Consider the following 14,565-nt stretch of genomic DNA (forward strand, 5'->3'; position numbering starts at 1 on the left):
GGAGCGCCGCGGGTGACAAAAAGCATTGATGAGGCACGGCGAGGGCCTTTAGCCGAGCGCGGTATCGAGGGTCATCATCAGGGCAAAGCCTGCCATCAGGCCGAGGGTGGCATAGGTCTGGTGACCGTTGCGGTGAGTCTCCGGAATTACCTCGTGCGAGACCACAAACAGCATGGCGCCGGCGGCGAGCCCAAGTCCGATGGGGTAGGCGATGGCAAGGCCGCTGGAGAGCCCCACCCCGAGCAGGGCGCCAACCGGTTCGAGCAGGCCGCTGGCGATGGCGACCAGCACCGCCACCGAGGGGCGAAAACCGGCGGCGCACATGGCCAGCGCCACCGCCAATCCTTCCGGAATATCTTGCAGTGCGATGGCAGTGGTAAGCGGCAGCCCCACCGACATATCCCCCTGCGAGAAGCTGACCCCGATGGCCATCCCCTCCGGCAGGTTGTGCAGGGCGATGGCAAAGACGAACAGCCAGACCCGGGAGCAGCTCTCATGGCCGGGGCCGCAGGGGCCGGTCTTGTCATGCTCGTGGGGGGTGAACTGATCCAGTCCCAGCATCAACAGCACCCCGAGGGTCATGCCGACCACCACCACGGCGGCGGCACTGAAGCCGTTGCCAGTGATCCCCTCGGCGGCCTCCAGCCCCGGCAGCAGCAGGGAGAAGGCACTGGCCGCCAGCATCATGCCGGCGGCAAAGCCCAGCATGGTGTCCTCTACCTTTTGTGGTACCGAGCGCAGAAACAGAGCGGGCAGGGCGCCGATGGCGGTGGCGGCAAACCCGGCAGCACCACCGACAAGGCCGTAGCGCACGCCGCTGGTCACCTCACCGGTAGCAAGCATGATGAGACTTTGCAACAGCAGTAACAAGACGGCAGCCAGCGCGATAAAGAGACCGAGGGCAGTGAGCGGGCGGCTTTGCATCTGGCTGCGCAGTTGCTGTGACCAGGATAACGGAGGAAGAGCTGAGAGATGGTCCATGGCATGACCTCAAGGTGTGCAAAGTGGATGGTGGCATTACATCCACTTGGCCGCCCCTTGTCCATGCCTGCAAGGCGATTGCCGCTATCTGAAAATCTGGAAAGAGTTTATCCAAGCAACCACATGGGAATCTTATCGGTAGCCAAAGGCGGGGGGGCAAGAGGGGTTGTTTGCAAATGACTGAAGTGGATGTTGAGTGGCAAGTGGGGATGCATCGCTAACTCTTTTAAATCAGCTGCAGATGTCTGCCTTGGTGTTCGGATAACAGAAACAAAAAAACCGGCTTGCGCCGGTTTTTTTATATTGGTGAATGCAGGGAAGCTGGCTTATTTCGCCAGGGACTCCGGCAGCTCTTCACGGATCTTGCCGAGCATCTCTTTCAGGACGCGCGGGTTGGCAACCACGATGTTGCCGGAGTTTTCGTAGTTGTGACCACCTACGAAGTCGGTGACGATGGCGCCAGCTTCTTTGGCCAGCAGTTCACCGGCAGCGGTGTCCCAGGGCTTGAGGCCGATTTCCCAGAAACCGTCGACGCGACCGGCAGCCACGTAGGCCAGATCCAGTGCGGCAGAGCCGGAGCGACGGATGTCGGCACATTCGATGAACATGCTCTGGAACATTTTCAGGTAGGACTCGATGTGGTGCTTTTGTTTGTAGGGGAAACCGGTAGCCAGTACGGTGCCAGCCAGCTCTTTGGCTTTGCCGACACGGATACGGTAGCCGTTCAGCTGTGCGCCGCTACCACGGGTAGCAGTAAACAGCTCGTCACGGATGGGATCGTAAACAACGGCTTGTTCGGTTTTGCCTTTCACGCGCAGGGCGATGGAAACGGCAAAGTGCGGAATGCCTTTGACAAGGTTGGTCGTGCCATCCAGTGGGTCAATGATCCATTGGTAGTCCGGATTGGTACCGGCAATCTCACCAGACTCTTCAGCAACAATGCTGTGCTCAGGGTAAGATTTTTTGATGGTGTGAATGATGGCCGCTTCGGCTTCACGGTCAACGTTGGTCACGAAGTCATTGCTGCCTTTTTGGATAGCCTCAATGTTCTCGGGCTGGGAGAAGGCTTTTACTACAACTTGACCGGCGTTGCGCGCAGCGCGCACGGCGATATTCAGCATCGGATGCATAGGTTCACCACTGGATGTTAAAGAACGGGGGATAAAAGGACGCGGTATGATACCAGTATTTTGTACGATGGCAACTGTTATCCCCCTACGACCAATTGATTACCACTGCCAGATTTGACGGCTCCAATATAGACCAGATCTGCGCTAGTCTTATCCCAGCAGCCGGATACAGGCTGTCATGAGCATAGGGATGTGAACCATGAATTTGTCATTAGTGAGTCAGAACGTGTCAGCGGCCAGCGAGGGACTGTTGGCCATCTTGCGGTCATCACCCGAGTATGGTGATCACTTTGCCCACATCACCGTGACCCCCCTGGCCCAGTGGCAACCGGCCAAGACGGAGGCGGCGATCCTGCTGATCGACGGCGATGCGCCCTAGCAGGATGCCGGATTTGCTCGGGGAGAGGATGAGACGATCGGTTTGCCGGTCTTGCCGCTGCTGATCCGCAAGGGGGACAAGGAGCTGACGGTCTGCGGGCCGGATGTGCGTGACCCCCGTTTCTATTTTGTCTCAAACGGCATCGTGCTGGATGAGTCGGAGCTGGCCGAGCCTGCCTGCAGCCGGGTGCTGTTGCGCAAGCTGGAGTCCTACTTCCCGCTGCTTTCCCGCCTGATCATGCTGCGCCAGCGCAAGCCGGTCGCCGTGATTAACTAATATCTACTATTGCCAGAGCGCACCAGCGGCGCACCGTGGCCTTGTTTGGCCTATGGTGCGCCGCTTTTTAATGGTCTGGAGCCGGTCACTTGTTGCAAGATGAGGCGGCTATGGTGTTGCACCCTGTTCCAACCGTGCAATCTGGCTATGACCAACAAGGAGTGAATCATGATCGATTTTTACACCGCCGCGACCCCCAATGGCTTCAAGGTGGCTATTGCACTGGAAGAGCTGGGATTGCCCTATCGGGTCATTCCTCTCGATCTCTCGGCACTGGATCAGAAGAAGCCCGAGTTTCTGGCCATCAACCCCAACGGTCGCATTCCGGCCATCGTCGATCGGGATAACGACGACTTCGCCGTATTCGAGTCGGGTGCCATCCTCATCTATCTGGCGGAGAAAACGGGCAAATTGTTGCCGGCGGACCCCAAACGCCGCTCTCAGGCCATTCAGTGGTTGATGTTCCAGATGGGCGGGGTAGGGCCCATGATGGGGCAGGCCAACGTCTTCTACCGCTACTTCCCCGAGAAGATCCCCGCCGCCATCGAACGTTACCAGAAGGAGGGGCGCCGCCTGTTCGAGGTGCTCGACAGCCATCTGGCTCATCACGAATATCTGGCGGACGAGTACAGCATCGCCGATATCGCCACCTGGCCCTGGGTGCGGATTTATGACTGGAGCGGCATCTCCATCGAGGGGTTACCCCATCTACAAGCCTGGATGGATCGGATGGCCGAGAAACCTGCCTGCCAGAAGGGGATCACCATACCGCCGCGCAAGGAGCAGCCGGATGAGCTGATCAAGCAGGCGCAGCAGATGGTAACACGTTGATTTTTAACTGCGGACGGGGCGAAACGCCCCGTGATATTAGAAAAACTAAGGCAAGCCGATTATAAAGATTCGTTCGTTTTTTGTGAGCTGAATCACTATGATGCCCCCATACCACCAAGCGTCCTGTGCGGTGGCTTGGCGGGCTCCCCGCCTACTGTTTCCAACACTGTTTTTGATTGCATCACAGCCTCTGTGATCAGATTCCTCTGGGCCATTTTGTGCCAGAGGGCGGCAGCTTTTTTTCGATTTTTTGGGACTGATATGGATCGGCACAGTTTTTATCCGTTGTTTTTACTGACCATTCTGATGGTCGCTGTGGGCCAGATGACCCAGACCCTTTATGTTCCCTCCATTCCCATGATGGCGGGGGACTTCAATGTGGCCTCGGGCCAGTTGCAGGCGGTGATGGCCTGTTACCTGATCCCCTATGGCCTCTCCCAGTTTGTCTACGGGCCGTTGTCGGATCGCATCGGCCGTCGCCCGGTGCTGATCGTCGGCATGATGGTGTTTCTGGTGGGTACCCTGATCATTCAGGTCATCCCCCATTTTGCCGCCCTGCTGGTGGGCAGCTTTGTTCAGGGGTTGGGTACCGGTGCCGGTGGCGCCATGAGCCGCACCGTGATGCGCGATCGCTACAATGGCGCCGAGCTCAACCGCGCCAACAGTCTGGTGAGTATGGGGGTGATCTTCTCCCCGCTGCTGGCACCGGTGCTGGGGGGATGGCTGACCGAGCTGTTCAACTGGCGCGCCGGTTACTGGTTCCTGTTCGGTTTTGGTGCCGTAGCAACCCTGGCGATCATGGCCTGGTTTGGCGAGACCCTGCCTGCTGCTGCCCGTCAGCCACTGCGCGTCGGTGCAGCCTATCGTCATGTGCTGGGCAACCCCAAGTTTCAGGGCAACCTGCTTTGCCTGATGGCGACCTTTGCCGGTTTGGCAGTGTTCGAGGCTGCGGCCGGTGTGTTGCTCGGCGATGTGCTGAAACTGAGCGCCCGTACCGTGAGCGTGCTGTTCGTGCTGCCGCTGCCAGGTTATCTGTTCGGGGCCTGGCTCTCTGCCAAGCTGAGCTTTCGCCTGAGCCAGGGCAAGCTGATGCGTCTGGGGATCGCCTTTCTGGCGCTCGGCTCCCTCATCATTCTGGTGCCGGGGCTGTTCGGGGTGGTGAGTGCCGCCTCGCTGGTTGGTGGTGCGGCTGTCTACTTCATCGGTAGCGGTATTCTCTACCCGACCGCCACTTCCTGTGCCATCGAGCCCTTCCCGGGTCAGGCCGGCACCGCGGGGGCCATTCTCGGCGGGATGCAGAATCTGGGGGCGGGTGTGGTGACCCTGCTGGCCGCCGGTTTCCCGATGACTGGACAGGTGACCCTGGGGGCCATCATGACCCTGATGGTGCTGATCGTGGCGCTGAGCTTTGTCTGGTTACGCCACCACGGTTCTCCTCACGAGCAGATGGCCATCTAAATTTGCTTGCCAGTTGCAAAACAAAGCCCGCCTTTTGGCGGGCTTTGTCGTTATGGCTGTGTCCGTTTCACACCTTGTCCCATCGGGTTCTCCATTTATTGGGGGGGAAAGGTGTAAACCATATTCAGGACGGGACAGTTCGTTGATCATCAGGCAAAGAAAAAGCCCGTCACGCTGGTGACGGGCTTTTGCTGTTGGTACCCCGAGATGCCGTTGCCGGTTTGGGCCCTTGAACCGTCGGTTCAAGGCGGGGATCGGATCTGACCGCAGGCTTCTCGGTCGTGCCGAGCATGCGCAATAGCCAGAAGGCAGATCCCCTGTTTGGTATGAATATCGGCTCGGGGACTTGAACCGGCTGACAAACATCCCAGGGAATTTTAAAACGGTTTGCGATTAGGGCTGTTGCCCCTCTTCGCTGGAATCACCATATTGTCCGTGCTCGATCAGGGCCGCTTCGATGGTGCGCTGCAGCATCTTGATCCGCTTGTCCATGGTCTCAGAGTATTGGTGGTTCTTCTCTTTTTCAAGGCAGAGCTCATGACAGAAATTAAGCGCAGCCATGATAGCCAATTGCTCGTTGCTGGAGACTTTGGAGCGTTGACGCAGGTCGATCAACTTGTCGGTCAGCTGCTCGGCGGCCTGGCGCAGGGCATCCTGCTGTCCCAAGGGACAGGATACCTTGTAGGGACGTCCCAAAATGACGATTTCTACGGCCTCTGTGCTCATGCCTTCCTCAATACGGCGGAGCTGATTTCCGCCTTTATCCACGTGGACAACTGGGCGGGACTATATAGCGCAGATGCATAAGTTTCAAGGCCTTGCTGGCTCTGCAAGAGGGAGAATGCTAGGATCCTGACCATTAATTCTGCAAATTTGCCTGAACTTTGAGCGGATCCTCTATGAGCAAAACAAACCCCCTTAAATATGCGGCTGTGGCCGACATCATGGAGCAGCATGAGCTGATGGCCAGTGCAGTCGAGGCCCATGGTGTGATCTGCGGTCTGGTGTGTGGTGGTGTAGCACTGGATGAGAAGAGCTGGGTCCCCCATTTCAACGATTTAGTGAACGACGGTTTCGGTCTGCCGGCCCCGGTGCGCCAGGTGATGACCGATCTTTATCACAATGTGGTCGAGAGCCTGATGGCTCAAAAAGGGGTTGAACTGCTGTTACCAAGCGATGACGCACCCCTCGATGAGCGGATCGATGCGCTGGTGGACTGGTCACAGGCGTTTCTGGCCGGTTTTGGTGTAGTGCAGCAGGAGCTGTCGCGCGCGTCGGAAGAGCTGCAGGAGATGATCCAGGATATCGCCAGCATCACTCAGGTCTCCGCCGAGTTCGATCAGGAAGATGACGAGAACGAAGCCTCTTTCCTGGTGCTCTACGAACACGTCAAGCTGGGTGTCATGATGGCCTTCGAAGAGTTTGGCAAGCGCCCCGATACCCCGAGTGCGCCGCCGACCCTTCATTGAGGTGCGGGTCAACGAGACCCTTACTGAATCAGCAAGAGCGCCTGATGGCGCTCTTTTTTATTTCCTTGTGGTGGCTAACCCTGTGAGGCGCAACCGGTTTTTTGCCGGTGACCTCGCATTCGGCCAGCGGCTTTGTGATAGCATGAGGCCACCTTTTTCACTTCTTCCTCTCTGCTTATGTCTCAATCTGATGTGCGACAGGTCGATGTCACCCTGGTCGGCGGTGGAATGAGCGGTGCCGTTCTGGCCCTCTCGCTGGCAGCCCTGCTTCGATCCGATGGCTCCCCCCTCGAGATCCTGCTGCTGGAGGCAAGCGTCCCCGAACAGCACACCCATTCAGGGTTCGACGCCCGCGCCATTGCGCTCTCGGCCGGTACCTGTGATGCGCTGTTGCGACGCGGACTCTGGCCGCTGTTTGCCCCCCATTGCGCCCCCATTACCCAGATCCATGTCTCGGATCGGGGCCACTTCGGTCAGGCTCGCCTGTCGGCTGCCGAATACGGTCTGCCCGCGCTGGGCCAGGTGATCGAGCTTGCCGCTGCCGGTCATGAGCTGCAACGGGCGATGGCGGCCTCTCCCAATATCCGGGTCTGTTGTCCGGCCCGGGTGAGCGAGATTGCGCCCGATGAGGAGAAGGTGACCCTCACCCTCGAGAGCGGTGAACAGATTGAGACCCGCCTGCTGGTGGCGGCAGACGGCGGCAACTCCTTTGTGCGTCAGCACTTCAAGTTGCCGGTGACCCGCCACGACTTTGAGCAGCACGCCATCATCGCCACGGTCAAAACGGTGCAAGACCCTGAGGGACGCGCCTTCGAGCGTTTTACCGAAGGGGGGCCGCTGGCCCTGCTGCCGATGCAGGAGGGGCTCTCCTCGCTGGTATGGAGCGTCGGGCAGCATGAGGTGGATGAGCTGATGGCCCTCGATGATGCCGCCTTCCTTGCCCGCTTGCAGCAGGCCTTTGGCTGGCGACTCGGCCGCTTCGAGCGATGCGGCGTGCGTCACGTCTATCCGCTCGTTCTGACCGCCTGCGACTACCCGCTGGCCCAGCGCACCGTGCTGGTCGGTAATGCCGCCCACGCCCTGCACCCGATTGCCGGACAGGGCTTTAACCTCGGGATGCGGGATCTCGACCTGCTTACCTGCGCCGTAGCCAAGGCGTTGGCAGAGGGGGAGGATATCGGCAGCTTCAAGGTACTGAGCGGCTACTGGCAGCAGCGTCAGCGCGATCAGGAGCAGACCGTCTGGCTCACCTCTTCGCTGGCCCAGCTCTTCTCCAATGGTCACGATCCGCTGGTGGTGGGGCGCAATCTGGCGCTCACCCTGATGGGGCGATTCCCGTGCCTCAAGGCGCCGCTTGCCTCGCGCACCCTGGGCTTTGTCGCTGATGTGTGCGGTAACTAGCCAGCACTTGTTGAGTGGAACCTGTTGACCGGAAGATGGTGACCGCCATTCGTTGATCAAAACCTATTGAATAAAGAGGTGATGCCTGCGGGCGTCCCCTCGCTGGCCAGCCGGTCAGCCCTGAAAGGATGAGATGATGCAGATGCAAAATGTGGATGTGGTGATTGTCGGTGGCGGCATGGTGGGGCTGGGGCTCGCTGCGGCCCTGAAACATAGCGCCCTCAAGGTGCTGGTGGTGGAGGGACAACTGCCCGACCGGCAGCTGGGGGAGGTAGCCGATAACCGGGTCAGCGCCCTGAGTCTGGCCAGCCAGCAGATCCTGCGCCATGTTGGCGCCTGGGACGGCATTGAAGCGCGCCGCCTGCAGGCCTACGACAAGATGGCGGTGTGGGAGCAGGACAGTTTTGGCCATATCGACTTCGATGCCGCCAGCCTGCGTCAGGCCAACCTCGGCCACATCGTCGAGAATCGGGTGATCCAGCTGGCGCTGCTTGAGGCGATTGAAGGTGCCAGCAATATCCAGTTGCTGACCCCCACCAGAGCCAAGAGCCTGCAGAGCGGCCCGGCGGGCGCCCTGCTGCTCCTTGAAGATGGTCAGGCCATCTCTGCCAAACTGGTGGTGGCCGCCGATGGCGCCCACTCCTGGGTGCGCCGTCAGGCTGATATCCCGCTCACCAGCTGGGATTATGGCCACCACGCGCTGGTGGCGACGGTGCGCTGCGCCGAACCCCATGAAGCTGTTGCTCGCCAGATCTTCACCCCGGATGGCCCGCTCGCCTTTTTGCCGCTGTGGCAGGAGAACCTCTGCTCCATCGTCTGGTCGCTGCCTGCGGCTCGTGCCGAGGTGCTCTGCGCCTGTGACGACGAGCAGTTCAACCGCCAGCTCACCACCGCCTTCGATGCCCGGCTCGGTCTGTGCAAGGTGGAGGGGCCGCGCAGCGCGATTCCTCTTACCGCCCGCTATGCCCGCGATTTTGCTCGCGAGCGGTTGGTGCTGGTGGGAGATGCCGCCCATACCATCCACCCTCTGGCGGGGCAGGGGGTCAACCTTGGCCTGCTGGATGCTGCCGCGCTGGCGGAGCAGATCTTGCAAAATCATGCCGCGGGCGAGGATATCGGCCTGCTCGCCAACCTGCGCAGCTACGAGCGCTGGCGCAAGAGCGAAGCGGCTCGCATGCTGGCGGCGATGGAAGGGCTCAAGCGGCTGTTCAGCGGGGCCAACCCGCTCAAGAAGCTGGTGCGGGGCGTGGGATTGCGCGCGGCCAATCTGCTGACGCCCTTCAAGGAGGGGGTGATCCGCGCCGCCATGGGGCTGGAGGGAGAGTTGCCCGCATTGGCCCGTCCTGACTGGGCTGTTGCTGCGACCAAGGGCAGTGCCATGCAGGCCAAGGGTGAAAAAAACTAATATTACTCGCCGTTTTTGACAACAAAAGTAATCCGACAAGGCTGACGACCCGTTTTGGGTGTCAGCCTTTAATTTTGCTCTGGAGCGAAACGTTTTTCTGCAAATTGTGACGAAACGGTAAAAATCAAAATTTAATCTCGCCTGAGTCGGCTTATGGCTGTTTTTATCACTGCATTTATCTTAGTGTCTGGAGTCAGTTTTACGGGAGGGGATTAGTTTTTTTTGAGCGGCACGCTCGCCTGCTTGTCATATAATCCGCTCCGTTCAAGGAATCCCTCTTGCCTGGCAAGGGCAGGAGCGAGCACACACTTTTGGATCCGGTCGCTTTTTGCTGTACGTATTGCAGTCAGAGCGGTGGCGCGGGTCGCAAGGGTGGTCGCCAAAGCGAAAAGGCTTTTTGCTAAGGAAAGAATGCGATGATCCAGACTACTGTACTGCATCCCAAACACCTGGAAGCCGGCGCCAAGATGGTGGACTTCCACGGTTGGGAAATGCCCATCAACTACGGCTCCCAGCTGGAAGAGCACCACGCGGTGCGCAGCGATGCTGGCATGTTCGATGTCTCCCACATGACCATCGTCGATTTGACCGGCGAACGGGTTAAAGCCTTTCTGCAACACCTGCTGGCCAACGACGTGGCCAAACTCACTGTCCCCGGCAAGGCCCTCTACAGCGGCATGCTCAATCCGGAAGGCGGCGTGATCGATGACCTCATCACCTATTTCCTGACCGATACCTTCTACCGGCTGGTGGTCAACTCCGCTACCCGCGAGAAGGATCTGGCCTGGATCCGCCATCACGCCATCGATTTCGACATCACAGTGACCGAGCGTCCCGAGCTTGCGATGATTGCGGTGCAGGGCCCCAACGCCAAGGTCAAGGCTGCTGCTGTACTGAGCGCCGCCCAGCGTACCGCCGTGGTGGGGATGAAACCCTTCTTCGGCGTGCAGGCTGGCGATCTCTTTATCGCCACTACCGGCTACACCGGCGAAGATGGTTATGAAATCGTAGTGCCGCAAGAGAAAGCCTGCGAGCTGTGGCAAGCGCTGCTGGATAACGGCGTGGCCCCGTGCGGCCTCGGTGCCCGCGATACCCTGCGCCTCGAAGCGGGGATGAACCTCTATGGTCAGGATATGGACGAGTCAGTCTCTCCGCTGGCCGCCAACATGGCCTGGACCATCGCTTGGGAGCCGAGCGAGCGCAACTTTATCGGCCGCGACGTGCTGGAAGCGCAGAAAGCGGCGGGCAATCAGCCCAAGCTGGTGGGTCTGGTGATGGAAGAGAAAGGGGTGCTGCGTGCCGGTATGCCGGTCACCTTCACCGCGGCAAACGGTGAGAAGCGGGAAGGTGTGATCACCTCCGGCTCTTTCTCCCCCACCCTGGGCTACAGTATTGCCCTGGCGCGGGTGCCCCGCGATATCGGTGAGCTGGCCGAGGTGGAGATCCGCAAGAAGCTGGTCACCGTGAAGGTCACCAAGCCCGCTTTCGTCCGTAACGGCCAGAAGCTGGTTTAATACCGTCTTGGGGGAGGGCAGTGCCTCCCTCATCCCTTTTCATATTCGTTTTTAAACGCGACTCAAAGATCAAAGGAAGCACAAATGAGCCATATCCCGAGCGAACTGAAATATGCCACTTCCCACGAGTGGATCCGTGTTGAAGCCAACGGCGAGGCCGTGGTCGGTATCACCGAGCACGCCCAGGAGCTGCTGGGTGACATGGTGTTTGTCGAGCTGCCGGAAGTGGGCAAGCAGGTCAGTGCCGGTGACGACTGCGCCGTGGCCGAGTCGGTCAAGGCGGCCTCCGACATCTACAGCCCGGTGAGCGGCGAGATCATTGCCGTCAACGAAGAGCTGGAAGGGAGCCCCGAGCTGGTCAACTCCGACCCCTACAGCGCTGGCTGGCTGTTCCGCATCAAGCTTGATGACGAGAGCGAGCTGGCCAACCTGTTGGATGCCGAAGGCTACCAGAACGTGGTGGACGAAGAGTAATGCCTCCGGGCCCTGCCAACACAGCAGGGCCCCTTTGTATGACCGCCAGCCGGGCAAGCACCGGCCGGTGGAAGGGTGAAGTCGTCCGCGCCTGCCGTTTTCTTGCCTGCTTTTGCCAAGGCAAACGGGCCGGTTCGCAACAAGGCGATCCCCTCTCGATGCTGCCGCAGCATCCGGTGCCGTACCCTGTCTGCGGGACCCAGAACATGAGTGGAGTCGGTACCAGCCGACGATCAGGAACATCAGGTCTTGGTTATCAGGATGTCATGCCAGGACTTATTTATCAGGAAATAGGGAAATGACCCAGTCACTGTTTGAACTTGAGCAAAAAACCGATTTTGTCCGCCGCCATATCGGCCCGGGCGAGGAAGAGCTGCGCCAGCTGCTGGCGACCGTAGGGGCCGAAAGCCTGGACGATCTGATTGCCCAGACCGTGCCCGCCGCCATTCGCCTGCCGGGTCCGCTGGGGATCGGTGCCGGCATGACCGAAGTGGAGGCGCTGGCCAAGCTCAAGGGCTATGCCGCCCAGAACAAGATTGCCAAGAGCTACATCGGCATGGGTTATCACGATACCCATGTGCCCCACGTTATTTTGCGCAATGTGCTGGAAAATCCGGGCTGGTATACCGCCTACACCCCGTACCAGCCCGAGCTGGCGCAGGGCCGTCTCGAAGCCCTGCTCAACTTCCAGCAGCTGACGCTGGATCTCACAGGCATGGATCTGGCAAGCGCCTCCCTGCTGGATGAAGCGACCGCCGCCGCCGAGGCGATGGCGCTGGCCAAACGGATGGCCAAGTCCAAATCCAACCTCTTCTTTGTTGCCGATGACGTGCACCCTCAGGTGATCGACGTGGTCAAGGAGCGCGCGGTTCACTTCGGTTTCGACGTGGCGGTTGGCGCTGCGAGCGATGCAGTGAGCGAAGAGGTGTTCGGGGCCCTGTTCCAGTACCCCACTACCACAGGTGAGGTGAAAGATCTGCGTGCCCTGATTGCCGCGGTACAGGCCCAGAAAGGGCTGGCCTGCGTCAGCGCCGATCTGCTCTCCCTGCTGCTGCTCAAATCCCCGGGCGAGCTGGGTGCCGACGTGGTGTTGGGCTCCGCCCAGCGCTTTGGTGTGCCCATGGGTTACGGTGGCCCCCACGCCGCCTTCTTCGCCACCCGCGATGCCTACAAGCGTTCGATGCCGGGCCGCATTATCGGCGTCTCCAAGGATGCCCGTGGCAAGGCCGCGCTGCGTATGGCGATGCAGACCCGCGAGCAGCATATCCGCCGCGAGAAGGCCAACTCCAACATCTGTACCGCTCAGGTGCTGCTGGCCAACATGGCGAGCTTCTACGCCGTCTATCACGGCCCGGTAGGACTGAAAACCATCGCCTCCCGCGTGCACCGTCTCACTACCATTCTGGCGCTTGGCCTCAAGGCTAAGGGGGTTGCCCTCAAGCATGCCAGCTGGTTCGATACCCTGACCGTGCTGACGGCAGATAAAGCAGCACTTATTGCCAAGGCTGAAGCTAATGGCATCAACCTGCGTGCAGACCTCGACGGTGCGGTAGGGATCTCCCTCTCTGAAACCACCACTCGCGGCGATGTGGCGGAGCTGTTCGATCTTTTCCTCGGTCAAGGCCATGGCCTCGACATTGAGGCACTCGACAAGGCGGCTCAGGCCCATCATGCCATCCCGCAGGATCTGCTGCGCACCGACGCCGTGCTGACCCACGAGGTGTTCAACAAGTACCACTCCGAAACCGAGATGCTGCGTTATATCCACCGTCTCGAAGCGAAAGATCTGGCGCTCAACTACGCCATGATCTCCTTGGGCTCCTGCACCATGAAGCTCAACGCCACAGCCGAGATGATCCCGGTGACCTGGCCCGAGTTCGGCAAACTGCACCCGTTTGCCCCTCTGGCGCAGGCCAAGGGCTATCAGCTGCTGCTGGCCGACCTCGAAAATTGGCTGGTGAAGGTGACCGGTTACGATGCGGTCTGCATGCAGCCCAACTCCGGGGCTCAGGGTGAGTACGCTGGTCTCTTGGCCATCAAGAAGTACCACGAATCCCGAGGCGAGGGGCATCGCGACATCTGTCTCATTCCGGCTTCTGCCCACGGCACCAACCCGGCCTCTGCCCAGATGGCGGGGCTCAAGGTGATCGTCACCGCCTGTGACAAGTCCGGCAACGTGGATCTCGACGACCTGCGTGCCAAGGCGGCCGAGGCGGGGGATCAACTCTCCTGCCTGATGGTGACTTACCCCTCCACCCACGGGGTGTATGAGGAGACCATCAAGGAGGTGTGCGACATCGTTCACCAGCACGGTGGCCAGGTCTATCTGGATGGCGCCAACATGAACGCGCAAGTTGGATTGACGGCACCGGGCTTTATCGGGGCGGACGTCTCTCACCTCAACCTGCACAAGACCTTCGCCATTCCTCATGGCGGTGGCGGCCCGGGCATGGGCCCCATTGGCGTGAAGAAACATCTGGCACCGTTCGTGGCCGGTCACGCCGTGGTCAAGACCGACAAGGAGAGCCGTGACAATGGCGCCGTGTCGGCGGCACCGTTCGGTTCGGCCAGCATCCTGCCCATCAGCTGGATGTATATCGCCATGCTGGGTGACGAGGGGCTGAAGAAATCCACTCAGGTAGCTATCCTAAACGCCAACTATCTGGCCAAGAAGCTGGGTGAATCCTTCCCGGTGCTCTATTCCGGCCGCAACGGTCGGGTGGCCCACGAGTGCATTCTGGATATCCGTCCGCTTAAAGAAGCCTCCGGCATCAGCGAGATGGACGTGGCCAAGCGGCTAATGGACTACGGCTTCCACGCACCGACCATGAGTTTCCCGGTAGCGGGCACCCTGATGGTCGAGCCGACTGAGTCGGAATCCAAGCGCGAGCTGGATCGCTTCGTCGAGGCCATGACTTCCATCCGCGCCGAGATTGCCAAGGTGCAGGAGGGGCAGTGGAGCCTGACCGACAACCCGCTGGTCCATGCGCCGCACACTCAGGACGACGTGATGGATGCAGAGTGGTCCCGTGGCTACAGCCGCGCTGAGGCGGTCTTCCCGTCCGACGCCGTGCGCGCCGCCAAACTGTGGCCCTCTGTGAACCGCATCGACGACGTCTACGGCGATCGCAACCTGTTTTGCTCCTGCATTCCGACCGAGGATTACGCCAAGTAAGGGCGTGCACGAGGTAAACCAATAAACAACAGGGCCACCCAGACGGGTGGCCCTTTTTTCATGTAAATAACT

11 protein-coding genes, 1 other RNA gene and 1 pseudogene are annotated in these 14,565 nt (G+C 59.9%); 9 read left to right on the forward strand and 4 right to left on the reverse strand.

The genetic code is table 11. The features are described 5' to 3' along the window. Positions 1–48: 48 nt before the first annotated feature. Positions 49–981 carry a ZIP family metal transporter gene (locus tag WBR25_RS07475; protein ID WP_047440409.1) on the reverse strand — a complete coding sequence of 311 codons (933 nt, stop codon included), beginning with the start codon at positions 979–981 and terminating at the stop codon, positions 49–51. 326 nt (positions 982–1,307) lie between these two features. Continuing rightward, on the reverse strand, positions 1,308–2,111 hold the full coding sequence (gene suhB / locus WBR25_RS07480) for an inositol-1-monophosphatase (protein WP_005352992.1): 804 nt from the start codon (positions 2,109–2,111) through the stop codon (positions 1,308–1,310). A gap of 199 nt (positions 2,112–2,310) precedes the next feature. Here suhB and WBR25_RS07485 point away from each other — a divergent pair. The 3 genes and pseudogenes from WBR25_RS07485 (at position 2,311) to emrD (ending at position 5,055) form a co-directional block, all read left to right on the forward strand. Then, positions 2,311–2,766 (forward strand): annotated as a pseudogene (locus WBR25_RS07485) (hypothetical protein). A 168-nt stretch (positions 2,767–2,934) separates the two neighbouring features. Then, positions 2,935–3,597, forward strand: coding sequence for a glutathione S-transferase family protein (locus WBR25_RS07490; RefSeq protein ID WP_043819510.1), 663 nt, complete (start codon positions 2,935–2,937; stop codon positions 3,595–3,597). Between the two features lie 261 nt (positions 3,598–3,858). Continuing rightward, positions 3,859–5,055 carry a multidrug efflux MFS transporter EmrD gene (gene emrD / locus WBR25_RS07495; RefSeq protein WP_158109291.1) on the forward strand — a complete coding sequence of 399 codons (1,197 nt, stop codon included), beginning with the start codon at positions 3,859–3,861 and terminating at the stop codon, positions 5,053–5,055. Positions 5,056–5,250: 195 nt separating this feature from the next. Here the strand turns inward: emrD and ssrS are convergent. Continuing rightward, positions 5,251–5,432, reverse strand: a non-coding RNA gene (gene ssrS, locus WBR25_RS07500) — 6S RNA. A 16-nt stretch (positions 5,433–5,448) separates the two neighbouring features. Then, positions 5,449–5,781 (reverse strand): cell division protein ZapA, encoded by a 333-nt coding sequence (gene zapA, locus WBR25_RS07505; protein WP_005333910.1) that lies wholly within the window; start codon positions 5,779–5,781, stop codon positions 5,449–5,451. A 173-nt stretch (positions 5,782–5,954) separates the two neighbouring features. Between zapA and WBR25_RS07510 the strand changes: the two genes are divergently transcribed. From WBR25_RS07510 to gcvP, 6 genes are all read left to right on the forward strand, one after another. Then, positions 5,955–6,524 (forward strand): UPF0149 family protein, encoded by a 570-nt coding sequence (locus tag WBR25_RS07510; protein WP_033116025.1) that lies wholly within the window; start codon positions 5,955–5,957, stop codon positions 6,522–6,524. A gap of 177 nt (positions 6,525–6,701) precedes the next feature. Further along, positions 6,702–7,925 carry a 2-octaprenyl-6-methoxyphenyl hydroxylase gene (ubiH, locus tag WBR25_RS07515; RefSeq protein WP_479749646.1) on the forward strand — a complete coding sequence of 408 codons (1,224 nt, stop codon included), beginning with the start codon at positions 6,702–6,704 and terminating at the stop codon, positions 7,923–7,925. Positions 7,926–8,061: 136 nt separating this feature from the next. Then, the gene (locus WBR25_RS07520) at positions 8,062–9,330 is read left to right on the forward strand and encodes an FAD-dependent 2-octaprenylphenol hydroxylase (RefSeq protein ID WP_479749890.1); all 1,269 of its coding nucleotides are present in this window, start codon (positions 8,062–8,064) and stop codon (positions 9,328–9,330) included. A 416-nt stretch (positions 9,331–9,746) separates the two neighbouring features. Then, positions 9,747–10,844, forward strand: coding sequence for a glycine cleavage system aminomethyltransferase GcvT (gcvT, locus tag WBR25_RS07525; RefSeq protein ID WP_479749647.1), 1,098 nt, complete (start codon positions 9,747–9,749; stop codon positions 10,842–10,844). An 84-nt stretch (positions 10,845–10,928) separates the two neighbouring features. Further along, positions 10,929–11,318 (forward strand): glycine cleavage system protein GcvH, encoded by a 390-nt coding sequence (gcvH, locus tag WBR25_RS07530; protein ID WP_005333898.1) that lies wholly within the window; start codon positions 10,929–10,931, stop codon positions 11,316–11,318. A gap of 298 nt (positions 11,319–11,616) precedes the next feature. Beyond that, a complete protein-coding gene (gene gcvP / locus WBR25_RS07535) occupies positions 11,617–14,493 on the forward strand; it encodes an aminomethyl-transferring glycine dehydrogenase (protein WP_479749648.1) in 2,877 nt (958 codons plus the stop codon). Positions 14,494–14,565: the final 72 nt, after the last annotated feature.

The sequence above is a fragment of the Aeromonas sp. MTB genome, assembly GCF_056632455.1.